The sequence below is a fragment of the Streptococcus sp. 27098_8_148 genome (assembly GCF_041432105.1).
Taxonomy (GTDB): domain Bacteria; phylum Bacillota; class Bacilli; order Lactobacillales; family Streptococcaceae; genus Streptococcus; species Streptococcus parasanguinis_AE.
Genome location: NZ_JAPVYY010000005.1, coordinates 22,640 through 38,057, shown reverse-complemented (window position 1 = coordinate 38,057; position 15,418 = coordinate 22,640). Strand labels below are relative to the sequence as shown.

Here is a 15,418-nt window from a genome sequence, read left to right as displayed (position 1 = left end):
ATATCCCTTCTTAGCTGCCTTGCTCCATTGGTACCAACCAACTAGACTGTTGATAAGGTAAATCAAGAAAAACCAATAAAATGGTGGGGACTATGGCGAAAATAGATGATTCAGTTAAAAAGAAAGTTCCAGAATTGAGATTTAAAGGATTCACGGATGAATGGGAACAGCGTAAGTTGGGAGACGAAGTTCGAATAGTGATGGGACAGTCTCCTAATTCAGAAAATTATACTGATGATCCTAATGGGCGCTAAAAATGCGAAGACCTATGAAGACCTATTTTGTATTAGTCAAACAAAAGATCCAAAAGAAATGGTATATGATTATGACCATGAAATAAAGTAAAACCAAACCGAGTGATCTGAGGAAGCACCCGATGATCATGAAACGTTATTAAACACAAAAGTCACCCATGTGAGTTCTTGCCAGAAGCTGAAGTTAATCCTTCAACCTGGAAAACCCGCAGAGGTGACTTTTTCTATACATCTCGATTTTTCTGGCAATAATCATTAACCGATAAATATGTCTGTGAATCACCCAGCGACTCCGCTATGTCCATAATCCGCGGTGGTAGTAATCCCACTCGCTGGACAAGTTCGTGATCGCTGAACAATTCCCGTGGACTGCCGGCGAAGCCAAACTTCCCGTGTTCCATAACATACACCGACTCAAACTCGGCGGCGACCCAATCCATGTCATGGGTGATGGTCACAACTTGGTGGCCCGAATCAGCCAACTGATGGAAAATTGCGGTCAACTTGCGCCGACTTTCCCAATCAAGCGACATCATCGGCTCATCAAATAAATAAATCGCCGGATCCACTGCCAAAACTGTGGCAACGCTCAACAGCTTGCGTTCCGACAATGACAGGTCATATGGACTTTCAGCTGTTTTATCATCCAAGCCAACTCTTTTTAGAGCCGCTAAAGCCCGCCTCGTAATCGTGTCGTGGTCATCCATGACCTGCGCGACACTCCACTCCACCTCTCGTTGAACGGTCGGGTTGAAAAGCTGATCGTCAGGATTCTGAAAAGTAATCCCAACCTTCAGTAACTTTTCGACTGGTTTAAGATCATTAAAATTTTCTCCATCGATCTTAATCACACCGGTTTGTGGTGTCAGCAAGCCCGTCAACAATTTGAAGAGCGTTGATTTACCGGCACCATTTTGGCCGACAATCGCCACCATCGGATCGGCGAAGTGTTTGTCTTCAACATCCAAGCTAAAGGACCGTTCCGGATAAGTGAACGTCAGGTGGTTCAGTTCAATTGTGGACATAAAAAACCTCCTTCAGTTCAGCGTCATTCACCGGATACCGGCCATCAGCCAAGTGCCAATCCATTTTTTGAGCAAGTTGCTGGATTGTCGGGGCTGGAATCTGCCAGTCAGCTGCCAAATGATTAAACACCTCACCCGGCCTGCCCTGGGCTACCATTTGACCCTCGTGCAGCACCCACACAACGTCGGCGACTTCGCACAAATCGTCAATTTCACTGGTGACAATGAAGACAGTCGTCTCTTTGACTTGGGCCAGCCATTGGAAAAATTGTCGGCGGCCAAGGGGATCCATCTGACTGGTCGGATCATCCATAATCAAAACAGCCGGGTTAGCCGCAATCGCCGTGGCAATTGCCAACCGCTGGCTCTGACCACCGGAAAGGCTCTCGGGACGCAAATTCAGCTGTTCAATCAGCCCCATTTGCGTGGCAACTTCTTCAACCCGTTTTTGAATCAGTCCTTCAGCCATTCCCTGATTAATCAAGTCAAAGGCGATTTCATCGGCAACCGTGTCTGCCAACCCGCTTAGTTGGCCAGCTGGATTTTGCAGTACAACTCCATTCATGGCATTATAAACGGGCCAATTGTCGGACACTCGCTGGCCAAACATGTGCCAGTCGCCCTCAATCTCAGCAGACACCATTTTGGGAATGACCCCTGCCAGCACACGGCACAAAGTCGATTTGCCGGAGTGGCTATTCCCGATAATCCCAACCACCTGGCCGGTATGAACCTCCGCGTTAATCTGACGCAGTTGTGGTTGCTCAGTACCCGGATAACGGGTGGTCAAATTTTCAATTACAATCCGTTTATCTTCGTCCATATCTTCCACCCAATCAATAAAATTGCCAATCCAGTCAGACCAATGTGCAGCGTCCGCGACAGGCGATACACGCGCTGGGAGGTTCTGACAGTCCGGTTCGGATTATCAAAACCTCTCAGTTGGAGAGAAATCGATCGCGCCATCGATTGATCCAAGGTCTTAATCACCAATGGAATTAGAACCGGCAGGACTGACTTTAATTTCTGAATCAACGTTTTTTGCGGATTGGTTCCGCGAACTTTTTGCGCCTGCTGGATTTTCCGCATATTGCGCATCATTTCCGGCAAAATATAACACACCGACATCAGAACGTAGACGGTTTTATAAGACAATCCGGACAGTTCCAAATAGGCCGCGTTTTCTGAAATACTCGTGGTCACCATAAAAAAGCCACTGGTCAAAATAATCACCAATACTCGACAACCCAGAGTGGTGGCGTAAATCAGGCCTTCTTTGTAGAACGATACCCCAAGCACAGAAAACAGCACAGTTTGATTCCGACTGTAAAATAACCCTTGGATGATCAGCATAGTGCAAATCAGAAACAGGCTGAATCCTAGCGCCTTAAAGGTGGTAGAACTCAATTTGGAAAATAACAATAGCAGTGTTGCGACAAGAATTAATCCGACCTGAAGCAATAAATTCATACTGGCAAAGCTCAACAACGTCATGTCCAAGATGAACAAGAGCTTAGTAATCGGATCGATCACCTGGTACCACTTGAGCTTGACCCGTGGCGCTCCAGAAATCAATGTTTGATCAGTCATCATTTATCACCGCTAAAGAAGTGCACCATCCGCTTCGGCAGCTGACGATAGATGAAGAATGCCAGGTAGGCCACGCAGACTTTATCCAAAATATCCAAGACAAACTCATCGGTAAATGAGGCCAGCCACACTGGTGCATGATTGGCGACCATTACCGCAAACAATGAGTCACCCCAAGCGATACCGGTCTGACCACCCCAAAAGATGACGTTGAGTGGCGTTGAAATGACAGCTGAAACGATGGCAATAATAATAGCAGAAACAAATACTCGTCGCGCTGACGAGAACCACCCATTGGCGTGCAAAACTCCGACAGCAATCCCAATTCCGATGCTGGTAATCGCATACACGGTTGAAATTGGCGATAAGGTCAGCCCATAGATCACGTTGTTGATGAAACCACTGATGGCACCGGCAACCGGCCCAGCCAACATGCTGGCAAGAAAGGTTCCCAAAGACCCCAGCCAAACGGGCAACTTTAACCCCTCCGCCAAGGCTTTAGCAACATAGTTAATCCCCACGGCAGCGGGAATCAAAGTCATGGTGGCAGCACTTAACTTAAATTTCCACATACTGGTACGATGAATCGGTTCTGTTTTCATAATCTTCTCCTTTTGTTTTTAAAGAGCCGTGTCTGTTTAGACTTTCGGACGCAACGCTCTATAGATTTTTGATTTGAACCGCTTCACCTTTCACAGATCCCTTAGCCGACATCAGGGTTTCTCTTGAAAAGGATTGTTCAACAGTTCACAACTAATCATACGCCTATTTCATCAGAAGTCAAGAATTTTCTGAAGTTTTCTTGAAAACGTTCGGGAATTGAAAAATAGAGCGAGCGCCCATGAGAATGATCGCAAGACAATTATAAGAGGCCACTATAAAAAAACAAACACCATTTCTGGTGTTTGTTGTGAACAGAGAAAAACTGTTCTTTTATATAAATCTAATAACTTCTTTAAAGTTTTATTTATTAGTGTTATTCGACCATCTTCTGAAACTTTCCTCTGTGAGAAAAGTGCTAGAAACAATAATGTTTCTAGCACTCGGAATTATTGAGACCTTAGGCTCAATAATTAGTCATGGAACTTCTTCGAAGTTCGCTGACGTCCGCACTCACCTATGGAAAGTTTCTAAGATGACTTTGTCTTTAATATGAACAAACACCATCTCTGGTGTTTGTTTCATTTTATAAAGGAAGCACTAGCTTATTTTTTCTTTTTCTTCAAAATATAAGCTGCAATGCTTGCCAAGACAAAGGCTAAAACTAAGCTAATAATAGAGATGGTCGTACCTGTATTTGGTAAGAATCCTAAGATCTTGCCTGGTTTCTTCGGCTCTGGTTGGCTTGGTTTTTTAGGTTCAGGTTGACCCGGTTTCTTTGGTTCAGAAGAACTTGGAGGAGTTGGTTGTTTTGGAGTTTCTTTTGGAACATGCTTGTTAGTAATCACAACATTTCCTTTACGATCCTCGTCATTACGAGCTTCATAGCCCTTTGGAACACTGACTTCTCTCACTGTATAAGTGATGGTGTTTCCATTTGCTTTTTCATCTAAATCTGCAAAGGTATGGGTCCACTTGTTTTCAGCTGACAATTCTACTTCTTGACCGACTTTTTGATCATTGGCATAGAGTTGAACTCGAATACTCTTCGGACGAATTCCATCCTTGTCATTCTCATCATCCCACTTCTTAGTGACCGTGACGCTTGTCTTACCAGGTGCATGGGTATTGGTAATGGTATAAGCAGCCTGATCAATTGTAGTCGTATATTCAGCTACCTTCTCTTCTTGAAGGGTATAGACGATTTCTTTTCCATCCTTGAATTTTGGTAGAGCTGTGAAGCTTTCTTTCCAATCTGTCGCATTCGTGAGTTCTTTTTGAGCAACTTTTTCACCATTGGCAAGAAGATTCACAACGATACTTGCTGGACGAAGACCATCTTGATTGTCTTGGTCATTCCAAATCTTGGTCACTGGAATATCGATCACCGCAGGCGTATGCGTATTGGTCAAGATCGTGTGAGCAGCGTCAGAAGTATCAGCAGATACTTGGTAGCCTTCAGGAACAGAGACTTCTTCCACACGGTAGCTGATAGCTTGACCGGCTTTCTTTTCAGCTAATTTACTAAAGGTATGAGTCCACTGATTGTCCGCTGACAACTCCACTGGATCTCCTACTTTTTCATCACCAGCATAGAGTTGAACCTTAATGGATTTTGGACGAAGACCATCTTGGTCATTGGCATCTTCCCATTTCTTCGTAACTTTCATCTCTGTCAAAGCTGGTTCATGCGTATTGGTCAAGACAACATTGGCCTTGTCCTTATCATTTACCGTCACCTTGTAACCATCTGGAACAGCGACTTCTTTCACCGTGTAAGTGATTGCTTTTCCAGCTGCCTTGGCATCAAGGTTTTCAAATGCACCTTTCCAGTCATTCGCGGCTGAAAGTTCTACCACTTGATCCGTTGCAAGGCCATCTTTGTATAATTGAACTTGAATGCTGGCTGGACGGAGACCATCTTGGTCGTCTCCATCTTCCCACTTCTTGCTCACTTCTACTTTGGTCTTTTCTGGTTCGTGCGTGTTGGTCACGACTACTTGACCTGGGTTGCTTGCTTCAACGGCTTGTGTATAGCCTTCTGGAACATCGATTTCTTTGACTGTATAGTTGATAACTTGGCCAGCTTTCTTCTCGTCTAGGTTTGAGAAGGTATGGGTCCATTTGTTATCTGCTGACAATTCAACCGCCTTACCAACCTTTTGATCACCAGCATACAATTGAACCTTGATTGTTTTTGGACGAAGGCCATCTTGGTTATTGGCATCCTTCCAGTTTTTCGTAACAGTAAGGCTTGTCTTACCTGGTTTGTAAGTATTGGTAATCGTAGTTCCATCAATCTTAGTAGTGTAATTGTCCACTTTGTCTTCCGTCACTGTGTAGACAACTTTTTGACCATCTTTATAGACGGGTAGGTCTGTGAAGGTATGAGTCCATTCATCTCCTTCACCAGTCAGATCAAGAGCTTGCACCTCTGTTCCATTTGCCAAGAGGTGAACTTTGATGGTAGATGGGCGAAGACCATCTTGGTTTTGAGCATCATCCCAGACTTTCTTGACTGTTACCGTCGTGGTCTCAGGAGTGCGCTTGTTGGTGATGGTGGCTTTTCCATCTGTGAAGCTGGCTTCTTCTGTATCAACCGTATAATGAGTCGGTACTTTCACTTCTTTGACCGTATAGGTATTGAGCTTGCCATTGCTGTCTTTATCTGGAAGGTTCGTAAAGTGAGCTTTCCAGTCTGTTGCAGCTGAGACCGTGACTGGTTTTCCTTGCGCTTTTCCATTCTTATAGAGTTGGAATTCGACACTTTCTGGGCGAAGCCCTTCTTGGTTGTCTTGGTCATCCCAAACTTTTGAAGCTTCAAGATCGATATACTTGATATCTGCTTCATTCGCGATTTCTAGAGGAAGAGCTTTTGAGCCGACAGCTTTTCCATCCACCGTGACGTGGTAGATTTGCTTGTCTGCATCATAGGTCACAACCACTACATGATCTGTTTCGTCCAACTTGTAATTTGCAGGTGCTTTGGTTTCTTTGAGCGTATAGTTTCCTTCTGTTAAGGTGTTAAAGGAAAGTTCTCCATTCTTATCAGAAGTTGCCGTCGCAACAACAGCTCCATTTGCATCTGTTAAGGTAAATTCAGCACCTTCAAGGACTTTCTTCGGATTGTCCTTATCGACTTTCTTGACTTGGAAAGCTGCTGAGAAGATTTGTGCTGTTACGGTATTGGACTCACGGTTTCCTTCGTGGCCTTTGGCCTTGTATCCAAATTGGTTATGGGCTTGGACCACTCCTGAACGTCCACCGTTGTCTTCGTTATCTTTGGTACGTTTTTGCATCAAGTCTTTGACATCTTTGGTCAACTCCGTTGGGTTGACGACTGGGACACCAAAGTTTGCTTCACTACGGGCTGGGATAGTCGTTCCTTTATCCGCCACAAACTTGATACCCGTCACTTGACTGTAATCTGCTACAGCTGTCGTCCAGATATCCTTATCTGCAGCCTGCTCCATGGTGTCACTTGTGACACTAGGATCTGTCGTGTAGTAGACTGTCCAACCTTCAGGGGCAGCTATAGGTCCACGAAGGCTGACCGTGTATTCTGTCATCCGACCAGATCCGTCTAGTGTGTTAACGTCTTTTACTTTTGGCAGGACATCATAGACGACTCCGTCTTCTACTGCCTTATCCGTATTATTTTTAATGGTGAGTTTGTAGTTAAAGGTTTCACCTGGTTTGAAGGTACGTGTCACAATCGAAGCGTCTGACAGGTCATCATTTTTAGCGATATATTTGCGTGCATAGATTCCTTCAGCAGCAACAATCGTATAGTTTGATTGAGCATATGGAATTTTATCCGTTGTTGAACCATTTCCGTTCAGATCATACACATCTTCCGTGACCCGATCAGGGTTGGCATTTTCAAGATCGTGGATCCCATTTCCAGCGACATAAACCTTATTGGTGAAGGTCCCACCATCGTCTTTCCCTTTCAGATCGGCCACGATAAATGGTAGACGCACGCGATTAAGATCTTGAAGAGAAGCCTTAATAAACTCTTTTTGATCCAAATGCATGATGAGAGCTGTCCGTCCAGAATTGTGGTAGTTTTCAATGACATCGTAGCTCTTTAAGAATTTCATACCTTTTTCATTAGAGGCAAGGTTTCTTTCAAAATCTTTATAGTCGACTTTAAGGGTATTTGGATCATACAGATCAATGATTCGCAGGTCTCCATAATCCTTATCAGGATCCAAGACCACTTTGGTTGCCATCAAACCAAAACGAATATTTTCTCCATCAGTATAACGAACATCATTGTAATCTGTCGTTTTTGAAATCTCAAAGCTTTCCTTCAAAGGAATCAGCTTAAAGGTCCAATCTGATGTTTGGTCTTTAGCAAGGTTTGATTGTGTTTGATAAGTGACACGACCTGTATTCTTGAATTCATTCTTGGTCGCATCATTTTCATCGTAACGAGTCTTCTCTGGATCTTTGAAGCTTGTATAGGTATTGAAGCGAATTCCTTGACCAGATTTTAGGACAAAATCATCCTTCATTTCCATCCGCCAACCGACAACGGTTCCATACTTGGTTAAGTCGATAAAACCATTGCCGTCTTTATCGGTTTCTGGCTGAACTTCTTTTTGACTACCATCTTCTAAAGTAAGGATGATGCGTTTCACATATTTGCTAATATACTCACCAATACCGTAATTTCCTTGCATAAGACGAGCGTAATCAATCTTGGTGAATTTTAACCGAGAGTCCACTGTCTCATCATAGAAAACAAAATTCTTTTGTGTCGAAGGAGTTTTATTATCAAAAGCGATGATCCATTTATAGTTTGCTGCCTTGTATTCAGTTGAATCATAGACATCACCATCTGCTTTTTTGGCAAAACTTCCAGCCCCTTCCAGGTCACGAGAGGTCAAGCGGAAAATAAGAGAATCTTCAGCTGTAATATCCGGTTCTCCCTCTCCACGATTGGCAGGAATTCCCACAATACTTCCTGAGTTTGTCAAATCCTTACTAAGGACGTCTTTGAGAGTCTGGTCCTTTTCCAAAACTAAATCAGGAAACTTCAAGTAAAGGTAACTTGTATTCTTGATTTTTGCCATGAATTCTTGGTGATAAGCTGCTGGATTACCGTTTGCATCTGCTGTAAACGTCTTAGAAACGGTGCCATCTCCATTATCTACCCAACCTTCAGACTTAGCTGTATCTAAAACTGCTGTCCGGGTATTGCCATTTTTATCTGTATAGGTTGGCAACTTATCGGTAAGCGTTACTGATTCTAATTGACGATATTGTCCCCCATACTGTCCTTGCATTCCCTCCAATTGAAATGCAAATGGAACAGATGATGGGGTTTCAATATAATTTTTTCCGTCAGCCCCTTTGACAACACCAGGCATGGCTTCCGCATAGTCCTTGGACATGGCTTCGTTCAAGTTTTGGTTGATATACTTGGTTAAGCGATAGTCATTGTACTTGGGTTTCCAAATGATATCATTGAGTTTTGCTTCTTGACCATTGATATTCAAGGTACCCGTAATATCCAATGAATAATTGGTCGGTGCATAACCGACTTTAAATTTTCCAATAAATGGTAAAGTCAGGACCTCTGACTTTTGGTAATTGTTAAAGTGAAGTGTGACTTGATAATCATCTCCAACTTTTGTAACCGTTGGTTTGTCATGCTCTGAAGCACTATTGAAGTCAGGGAAACTAACTTCTCGTAAGTACTTTCCAGGAACCTTCAAGGTCACCGTTACTTCATTAATATCCGTTGTCAAATTCTTAGGGGTGATCTGGATATAACCAGACATGGTATCCCCTGTGTAATAGGACATCCCATCTGGATGGTTCTGTTTATCCCCATACATAAGGGTAACATCCAAGGCCCCATTATCCCCGACTGCTAGCTCATTGGCAAAGGCTGTGATCGCCCCTTGACCAAGCTGGCCTAGCATCATGAAAATTGTTAAAATGGCAAAACCTTTTTTCAAAAAGTCTTTCCATAATGAACGAAGCTTTTTCATGTCTTATCTCCTTTACTTTTGTTAGCCTTACAAAAGGCCCTCCCTTTAATTTTATCACTTATTTTTTAAAATATCCTTTGCTTTTCAAATTAAATCATCACTATTCAATAATATAGACATTATTTGCAATGATGTCTATATTATAAATCACTATCTGGTACTGATTTCCCCTTTCTTCTATCCAAGGGCAAGAAAATAAAACATTTATAAACAAGGAGGAGCAGTCTGCCAATTCTTATTCTTCCTTGATTTTCTTCATACAAAAAAACTCAAACACATCTGCTTGAGTTTTGTACACCCTACTATTGGTTGATTATTTTATCTAACTCTTCACCATTTGAAGGAATCTTTTGTTTTTCCCTTCTCTCTCGTACCCACAGCATAGCTAGTCCAAAAAGGTGACTACCAAACAAGGCAGTCACAAAAATCAGCTTGCCCCTGTCTGGATAAGAGAGAGGGAGGTTGCTAAAGCCATAGCGAGCCCACTCGATAAAGATCGGATGCGAAAAGTAAAGAGCTATACTCATTTGCTTTAAATACTGTAAATTATAGCTTTTCAAAAAGGACGATCGCAGGCAGGCATTGACAAAATAAACGGTCACAAAAGGAAGAAGAAAGAAAAAGTTCTTATCAATTCCTTCGTGTTGAAAAATAATGATCCCTTCTAGACAGAGCAATCCAAAGGCAAGAGCTAGCTTTTGCCAACGGTGAATTCTAAAAGTTTGTGCATGAAAATGGTCATACAGATAATAACCCATATAAATAAAAATGGGCGTGTAAAAGAGACCATTTCGCGCTGTAAAAAATAAATTGCTGTAGAGCTGGTAACCTTTGAGAAGACTTGTGGTGTCCAGATAAGCCGAATAGGTCTCGATCAAGCCCCAGCAGTAAAGAAGAAAGGTGATCACCCCCGTCCAAACCATACCTAGGTGTTTGACCAATTGATTGACCAAAAACAAACCCAGCAAAAAGGCTGGGATATACCAGAGTTGGTAGCACATCCCCAGATAGATCAGTGCAATGAGAACACCTGCTGGAAAAAGATAGATAGGAAGATGGAGACTAGAGAAAAAGAGCCAGGCATAAGGAAGGTAAACAAAACTCCAAAACAAATAGGTTTTTACGATTTTGGCCAGATAGGTCTTCATTTTCTTAGAATTCCCTAGTGATTGCTTGAGGAAAAAGCTGGCACAGACGATAAAAAATGGCACTGCTAGCCGGCCAAGCATACTCTTGAGACCAAAATGCAGTGGCTCATAGGAGGTCAAGCGACCACTATGCACCAAAATCACTGCAATCGCAAAGAGGTATTGAAAAAAGCTGATACTAGAGGTGTTATAGAGGGGATTCTTTTGCATAGTCCTACTCCTTGCCCAAAGCAGTTTCTATGGTTATTTTAGCATGAAAGGGAAGGCCAAGCAAGGAATCTTACATCCTTATCTACCTTTTTTCCTCTATTTTTGATATACTCAAAGCATGCATAAACAAACCATTATTGATTTTAAAGAGCTTGGATTGCGACACCTTTTCACCAAGCCCATAAAGGAATTAAAAACTAGAAACCTCGACCAGGTAGAGGCTCTTCTTAGAGAAGTCGAAGCATACCAGGAGCAAGGCTTTTATGCGGTTGGCTATGTCAGCTATGAGGCTGCTCCTGCTTTTGAGAAGAAGTTTGCTGTCCATCCAGCACCTCTTATGGGAGAGTATCTCCTCTATTTTACTATCCACGAGGAGGTCGAAACCCTTCCTTTCCCAGAGCACTATGAAGCTGTGGATCTTCCAGCCAATTGGAAGGAAGAGGTAGAGGCACCTGCTTATCAAGAAGCCATCGAGACCATCCATCACCATATCCGCCAGGGAGATACCTACCAGGTCAACTACACCGTCCAGCTTTCTCAAGAGCTAAAGTCTGACCCTTTGGCTATCTACAACCGCTTAGTGGTTGAGCAAAAGGCCCATTACAATGCCTTCATCCAGCACGATGATGTCTCCATCCTCTCCATCAGTCCTGAGCTCTTTTTTGAGCAAGACGACCGACTACTGACCACGCGCCCTATGAAGGGAACGACGCACCGTGGTCTCACCAACCAAGCAGATCTTCAAGAAGCTGCTTGGCTAGAAGCCGATCCAAAAAATCGAGCAGAAAACATGATGATCGTGGATCTCCTCCGCAATGACATGAACCGGATTTCGGAGATTGGAAGTGAGCAGGTGACCCGTCTTTGCCAAGTCGAGCAATACTCCACCGTTTGGCAGATGACCTCGACTATTGAAAGTCGCTTGCGAGCTGAGGTCGACCTGGTCCAAACCTTCCGAGCTCTCTTTCCTTGTGGCTCGATTACAGGAGCACCGAAGATCTCCACTATGGAAATCATCCACAAGACAGAGAAGGCTCCTCGAGGTGTCTACTGTGGTACGATCGGCATCCTTCTTCCAAAAGGGAAACGGATTTTTAATGTAGCCATCCGGACCCTTCAAATGCAAGGAAATCAAGCCATCTATGGCGTAGGAGGAGGCATAACTTGGGACAGTAAGTGGGAAAGTGAATACCAGGAAACCAAGCAAAAATCGGCTGTTCTTTACCGGCAAGAGCCTCGCTTTGAGCTCCTAACGACTGGCCACATCCACCAAGGAGAGTTGACTTTCCTGGAGCAACACCTAACCCGTTTGAGAGAGGCTAGTCGCTACTTTGCCTATCCTTATGATGAGCAAAAACTCCTGAAAGAACTTCAAGAAGAGCTTGCTCATTTGGAGTCCAACCTTGACTATCGTTGTCGGATTGCCTTGCAAAAAAACGGTACCTTCCACCTAGTAATCACGGAGCTGACAGACTTGCCCGCTAGCTATCTACAGGCCCAACTGACCGAGCAAAAGCTTGATTTAGCGACGCCATTTACTTATTTCAAAACGAGTCAGAGAGACCATCTCAGCCAGTCAGATCACGAGCAAATTTTCCATCTGCCAGATGGAACCTTACTAGAGACGACGATTGGCAATCTGGTGCTGGAGATAGAGGGACAACTCTATACCCCACCAGCTCACCTCCCCTTACTCGATGGCATTTATCGGCGCCATCTTCTTGAGACCCAGCAGGTGGAAGAAAAACTCTTAACTCTGAACGATTTAACAGACGCTGATCGTATTTATGCCTGCAATGCTCTTCGTGGTCTCTACGAACTCAATTTTCAAAGAAAGGATTCCTGATGAAACTTATTTTTTTACATGGACTAGGGCAGGATGTCCTCTCTTGGCAAGGAGTCCAATTTGCACTTTCACCCTTGCACTCCAAAACTTTTGATATTTTCTCCCATCCAAAAGAAAGCTATCAGGAAGTCAAAGAAAGGTTGATGGAGCGCCTCCAGCAAGAAAGCGAACCCTTTATTCTGGTAGGACTCTCACTAGGTGGCGTGCTCGCTCTTGATCTCTCCAGACAAGACTTCCCGCAACTCAAGGGCTTGGTCCTTGCAGGAACACAATACAAACTCAACACCAATCCCCTCTATCGGCTCCAGATTCTCCTTTTTCGTCTACTTCCCAAGCATGTCTTTGAAAAACAAGATGCCAATAAACAACAGATGCTTCAAATCTTGACGGAATTAAAAGGGCTCAATTTAACCGATACCGTTAAAGTTTGCCCTCTTCCTAGCTTGGTGATTTGTGGTAGCAAAGATTGGGCCAATCAATCTTCTTCTAAAAAATTGGCCAAGCTCCTGCCAAAAGGCCGCTATCAAGAAATCGCAGACGGAGGTCATCTACTCAATACCGAGAAACCCTATGAACTCGCGCAAGCCATCAAGGAGTTTGTCGCTGGGTTTTAAAATGAAGAGGCTAACTTTTAGAACAGTTGCTCTTAATATATATAAAGTCATTTTTAAAACTTTCCTTAGGTGAGGACGGACGTCAGCGAACTTCAAAGAAGTTCCATGACTTAGTTTTGGACCTAAGGTTCCAAAACTCCCGAGTGCTAGAAACATGATCGTTTCTAGCACTTTTCTCACAGCGGAAAGTTTTAATATATTTTGGATTGAATTTCAACATTAGAAATTCTTTTTATTTCTTTGTAGAGTCACCTATTCAACATTTTTATTTTATAAGAAGTCTTTACCGCAATTTTTTAGAAATATTTGAGAATTGCTTGATAGTTATTTGAAAAGCAAGCTGTATACTAAGAGTGTAAAGAAAACAACTAGTCATTTGGACGAAGGAGAAAACCATGGAAAAAGTATTAGAAATTTCCCATTTGAGTAAAAAGTTCGGTCAACAATACGCCTTAAATGATGTGAATCTCACCATTCGCAAAGGCGACGTCTACGGACTCATCGGTAAGAACGGGGCTGGGAAAACCACCCTCATCAAGGTCATCACCCAACTAATTCAGGAAACTGACGGAAGCGTCTCTCTCTTTGCTTCTACAAATCGCTCCCAGTGGACCCAAGCCTTGAAACGGGTTGGATCTGTCATTGAAAGTCCCGTGGCTCACAAGCATATGACCGCCTATCAAAACCTGGTCTACTATTGCAAGGCTCGCCATATTCCCAATCCCGACCAGGTCATCAAAGAAACCTTGAACTATGTTGGCCTGAATAATACGGGTAAGAAGAAATTCCGTGATTTTTCACTCGGGATGAAACAACGGTTGGGAATTGCGATTGCTCTCATTGCTAAGCCAGATTTCCTTATTCTGGACGAACCCATCAATGGCCTTGATCCAGTCGGAATCAAGGAATTCCGTCAGATGATCAAACGCCTCAATGATGAACTCGGCATGACCATCCTCATTTCCAGTCACATCCTCTCCGAACTCTATCTGGTTGCCAATCGCTTTGGCATTGTCGACCAAGGACGCCTGATCAAAGAAATTAGCAAGGCTGAATTCGAAGAACAAGGAGAAGACTACATCATCCTCAAGACAAGTCAGCTAGCCCTTGCGAGTCAACTGATCCAGGATCAACTCCATCACCGCATCAAGGTCATCGATAAGGATGGAGAAATCCATATCTTCGGACAGACTCACGATATTAAAGTCATTGTCAAAGCCCTCGTTCAAGCCGATATTGACGTGGACGAAATCTACTATGCCCGCCAAGATCTGGAAAAATTCTTTACGGACTTGGTAGACTAGTCCAATCACCGTCTTCCTCTATTACCTATCCCACATATTTCATTTAGGAGATTTATCATGTTGCATACCATTCAAGCAGATTTTTACAGACTTTTTCGCTCCAAAGGTTTTTGGATTACAGAAGCCATTCTCGTTCTCAACATCCTGTCTGGAGTCATCTTTGGAGCTACTGGCCACGTCGGCGTCAATACGGAATCCAAATTGCCCCAAGCGACCGAAGTTTGGACAGGCTTTAAAGCTTTGACCAACTACTCTTCCAGCATCAGTGTGACTATCCTCTTTACCATTATTGTCATCACCTTGGTCCTGGGAACAGACTTAACGCAAAACTTATACAAGAATAGTCTGGCCTATGGCGTTTCGCGCACCAGTTACTACTTTGCCAAAAGCGCCGTTGTTCTGACCATTGCTCTCTTCCAATTTCTTGTTTCTTATGGTCTCGTCTTCTTGATCGCGACGCTCTACAATGGACTTGGCACCATGCCAGAGCACTTCCTTGCTCATTTTGGACTGACCGTGCTGATTCAGTTCCTTTCCACCTTGGCTTGGGTCAGCATCATTTCCTTCCTTCTTTATGCCAGCCAATCCATCACCTTGGCCTTCGTTGGCTACTTCATTGGAAATATCCTCTTAAGCCTTCCTGCGCTCTTCCTTAAAGATATTGATATTCTCCACTATCTAAACTTGGAATTCCAATATTCCATGGTACAGAGCACAACAGCAACAACCAACACCCTCTCGATCGCCCTTGGATTCATCCTTGTTTTCGGCTTCCTAGGACTGGCTACTTTTAAACACAAAGATTTATAACAAAAAGACTTG

Annotated in this window: 11 protein-coding genes; 5 read left to right on the top strand and 6 right to left on the bottom strand. The window is 43.5% G+C overall.

Features of this window, described 5'->3' with window-relative positions:
* Window positions 1–92: 92 nt before the first annotated feature.
* Window positions 93–254, top strand: coding sequence for a hypothetical protein (locus tag O3646_RS05500; RefSeq protein WP_001062367.1), 162 nt, complete (start codon window positions 93–95; stop codon window positions 252–254).
* A 224-nt stretch (window positions 255–478) separates the two neighbouring features.
* On the opposite strand, the gene O3646_RS05495 is transcribed toward O3646_RS05500, so the two are convergent.
* The 6 genes from O3646_RS05495 to O3646_RS05470 all read right to left on the bottom strand — a co-directional run bounded on the left by O3646_RS05495 (window position 479) and on the right by O3646_RS05470 (window position 10,832).
* Window positions 479–1,279: an energy-coupling factor ABC transporter ATP-binding protein gene (locus tag O3646_RS05495; RefSeq protein ID WP_014713856.1), complete on the bottom strand. Its 801-nt coding sequence runs from the start codon at window positions 1,277–1,279 to the stop codon at window positions 479–481.
* A complete protein-coding gene (locus O3646_RS05490; protein ID WP_247923625.1) occupies window positions 1,266–2,102 on the bottom strand; it encodes an ABC transporter ATP-binding protein in 837 nt (278 codons plus the stop codon). The genes O3646_RS05495 and O3646_RS05490 overlap by 14 nt, the downstream gene beginning before the upstream one ends.
* Window positions 2,078–2,869: an energy-coupling factor transporter transmembrane component T gene (locus O3646_RS05485; RefSeq protein WP_193389732.1), complete on the bottom strand. Its 792-nt coding sequence runs from the start codon at window positions 2,867–2,869 to the stop codon at window positions 2,078–2,080. The genes O3646_RS05490 and O3646_RS05485 overlap by 25 nt, the downstream gene beginning before the upstream one ends.
* Window positions 2,869–3,471 carry a hypothetical protein gene (locus tag O3646_RS05480; protein ID WP_021153833.1) on the bottom strand — a complete coding sequence of 201 codons (603 nt, stop codon included), beginning with the start codon at window positions 3,469–3,471 and terminating at the stop codon, window positions 2,869–2,871. Before O3646_RS05480 ends, O3646_RS05485 begins: the two co-directional genes overlap by 1 nt.
* 603 nt (window positions 3,472–4,074) lie before the next feature.
* On the bottom strand, window positions 4,075–9,474 hold the full coding sequence (locus tag O3646_RS05475; protein WP_371610652.1) for a Cna B-type domain-containing protein: 5,400 nt from the start codon (window positions 9,472–9,474) through the stop codon (window positions 4,075–4,077).
* 302 nt (window positions 9,475–9,776) lie between these two features.
* A complete protein-coding gene (locus O3646_RS05470) occupies window positions 9,777–10,832 on the bottom strand; it encodes an acyltransferase (RefSeq protein ID WP_257738894.1) in 1,056 nt (351 codons plus the stop codon).
* A 118-nt stretch (window positions 10,833–10,950) separates the two neighbouring features.
* Here O3646_RS05470 and pabB point away from each other — a divergent pair, with 118 nt between their 5' ends.
* From pabB to O3646_RS05450, 4 genes are all read left to right on the top strand, one after another.
* On the top strand, window positions 10,951–12,678 hold the full coding sequence (gene pabB, locus O3646_RS05465) for an aminodeoxychorismate synthase component I (protein ID WP_371610651.1): 1,728 nt from the start codon (window positions 10,951–10,953) through the stop codon (window positions 12,676–12,678).
* A complete protein-coding gene (locus O3646_RS05460; protein WP_003008726.1) occupies window positions 12,678–13,292 on the top strand; it encodes an alpha/beta fold hydrolase in 615 nt (204 codons plus the stop codon). The genes pabB and O3646_RS05460 overlap by 1 nt, the downstream gene beginning before the upstream one ends.
* A gap of 395 nt (window positions 13,293–13,687) precedes the next feature.
* Window positions 13,688–14,596: an ABC transporter ATP-binding protein gene (locus tag O3646_RS05455; protein ID WP_049471876.1), complete on the top strand. Its 909-nt coding sequence runs from the start codon at window positions 13,688–13,690 to the stop codon at window positions 14,594–14,596.
* Window positions 14,597–14,653: 57 nt separating this feature from the next.
* On the top strand, window positions 14,654–15,406 hold the full coding sequence (locus tag O3646_RS05450; protein ID WP_006595651.1) for an ABC transporter permease: 753 nt from the start codon (window positions 14,654–14,656) through the stop codon (window positions 15,404–15,406).
* The last annotated feature ends 12 nt before the right edge of the window (window positions 15,407–15,418 follow it).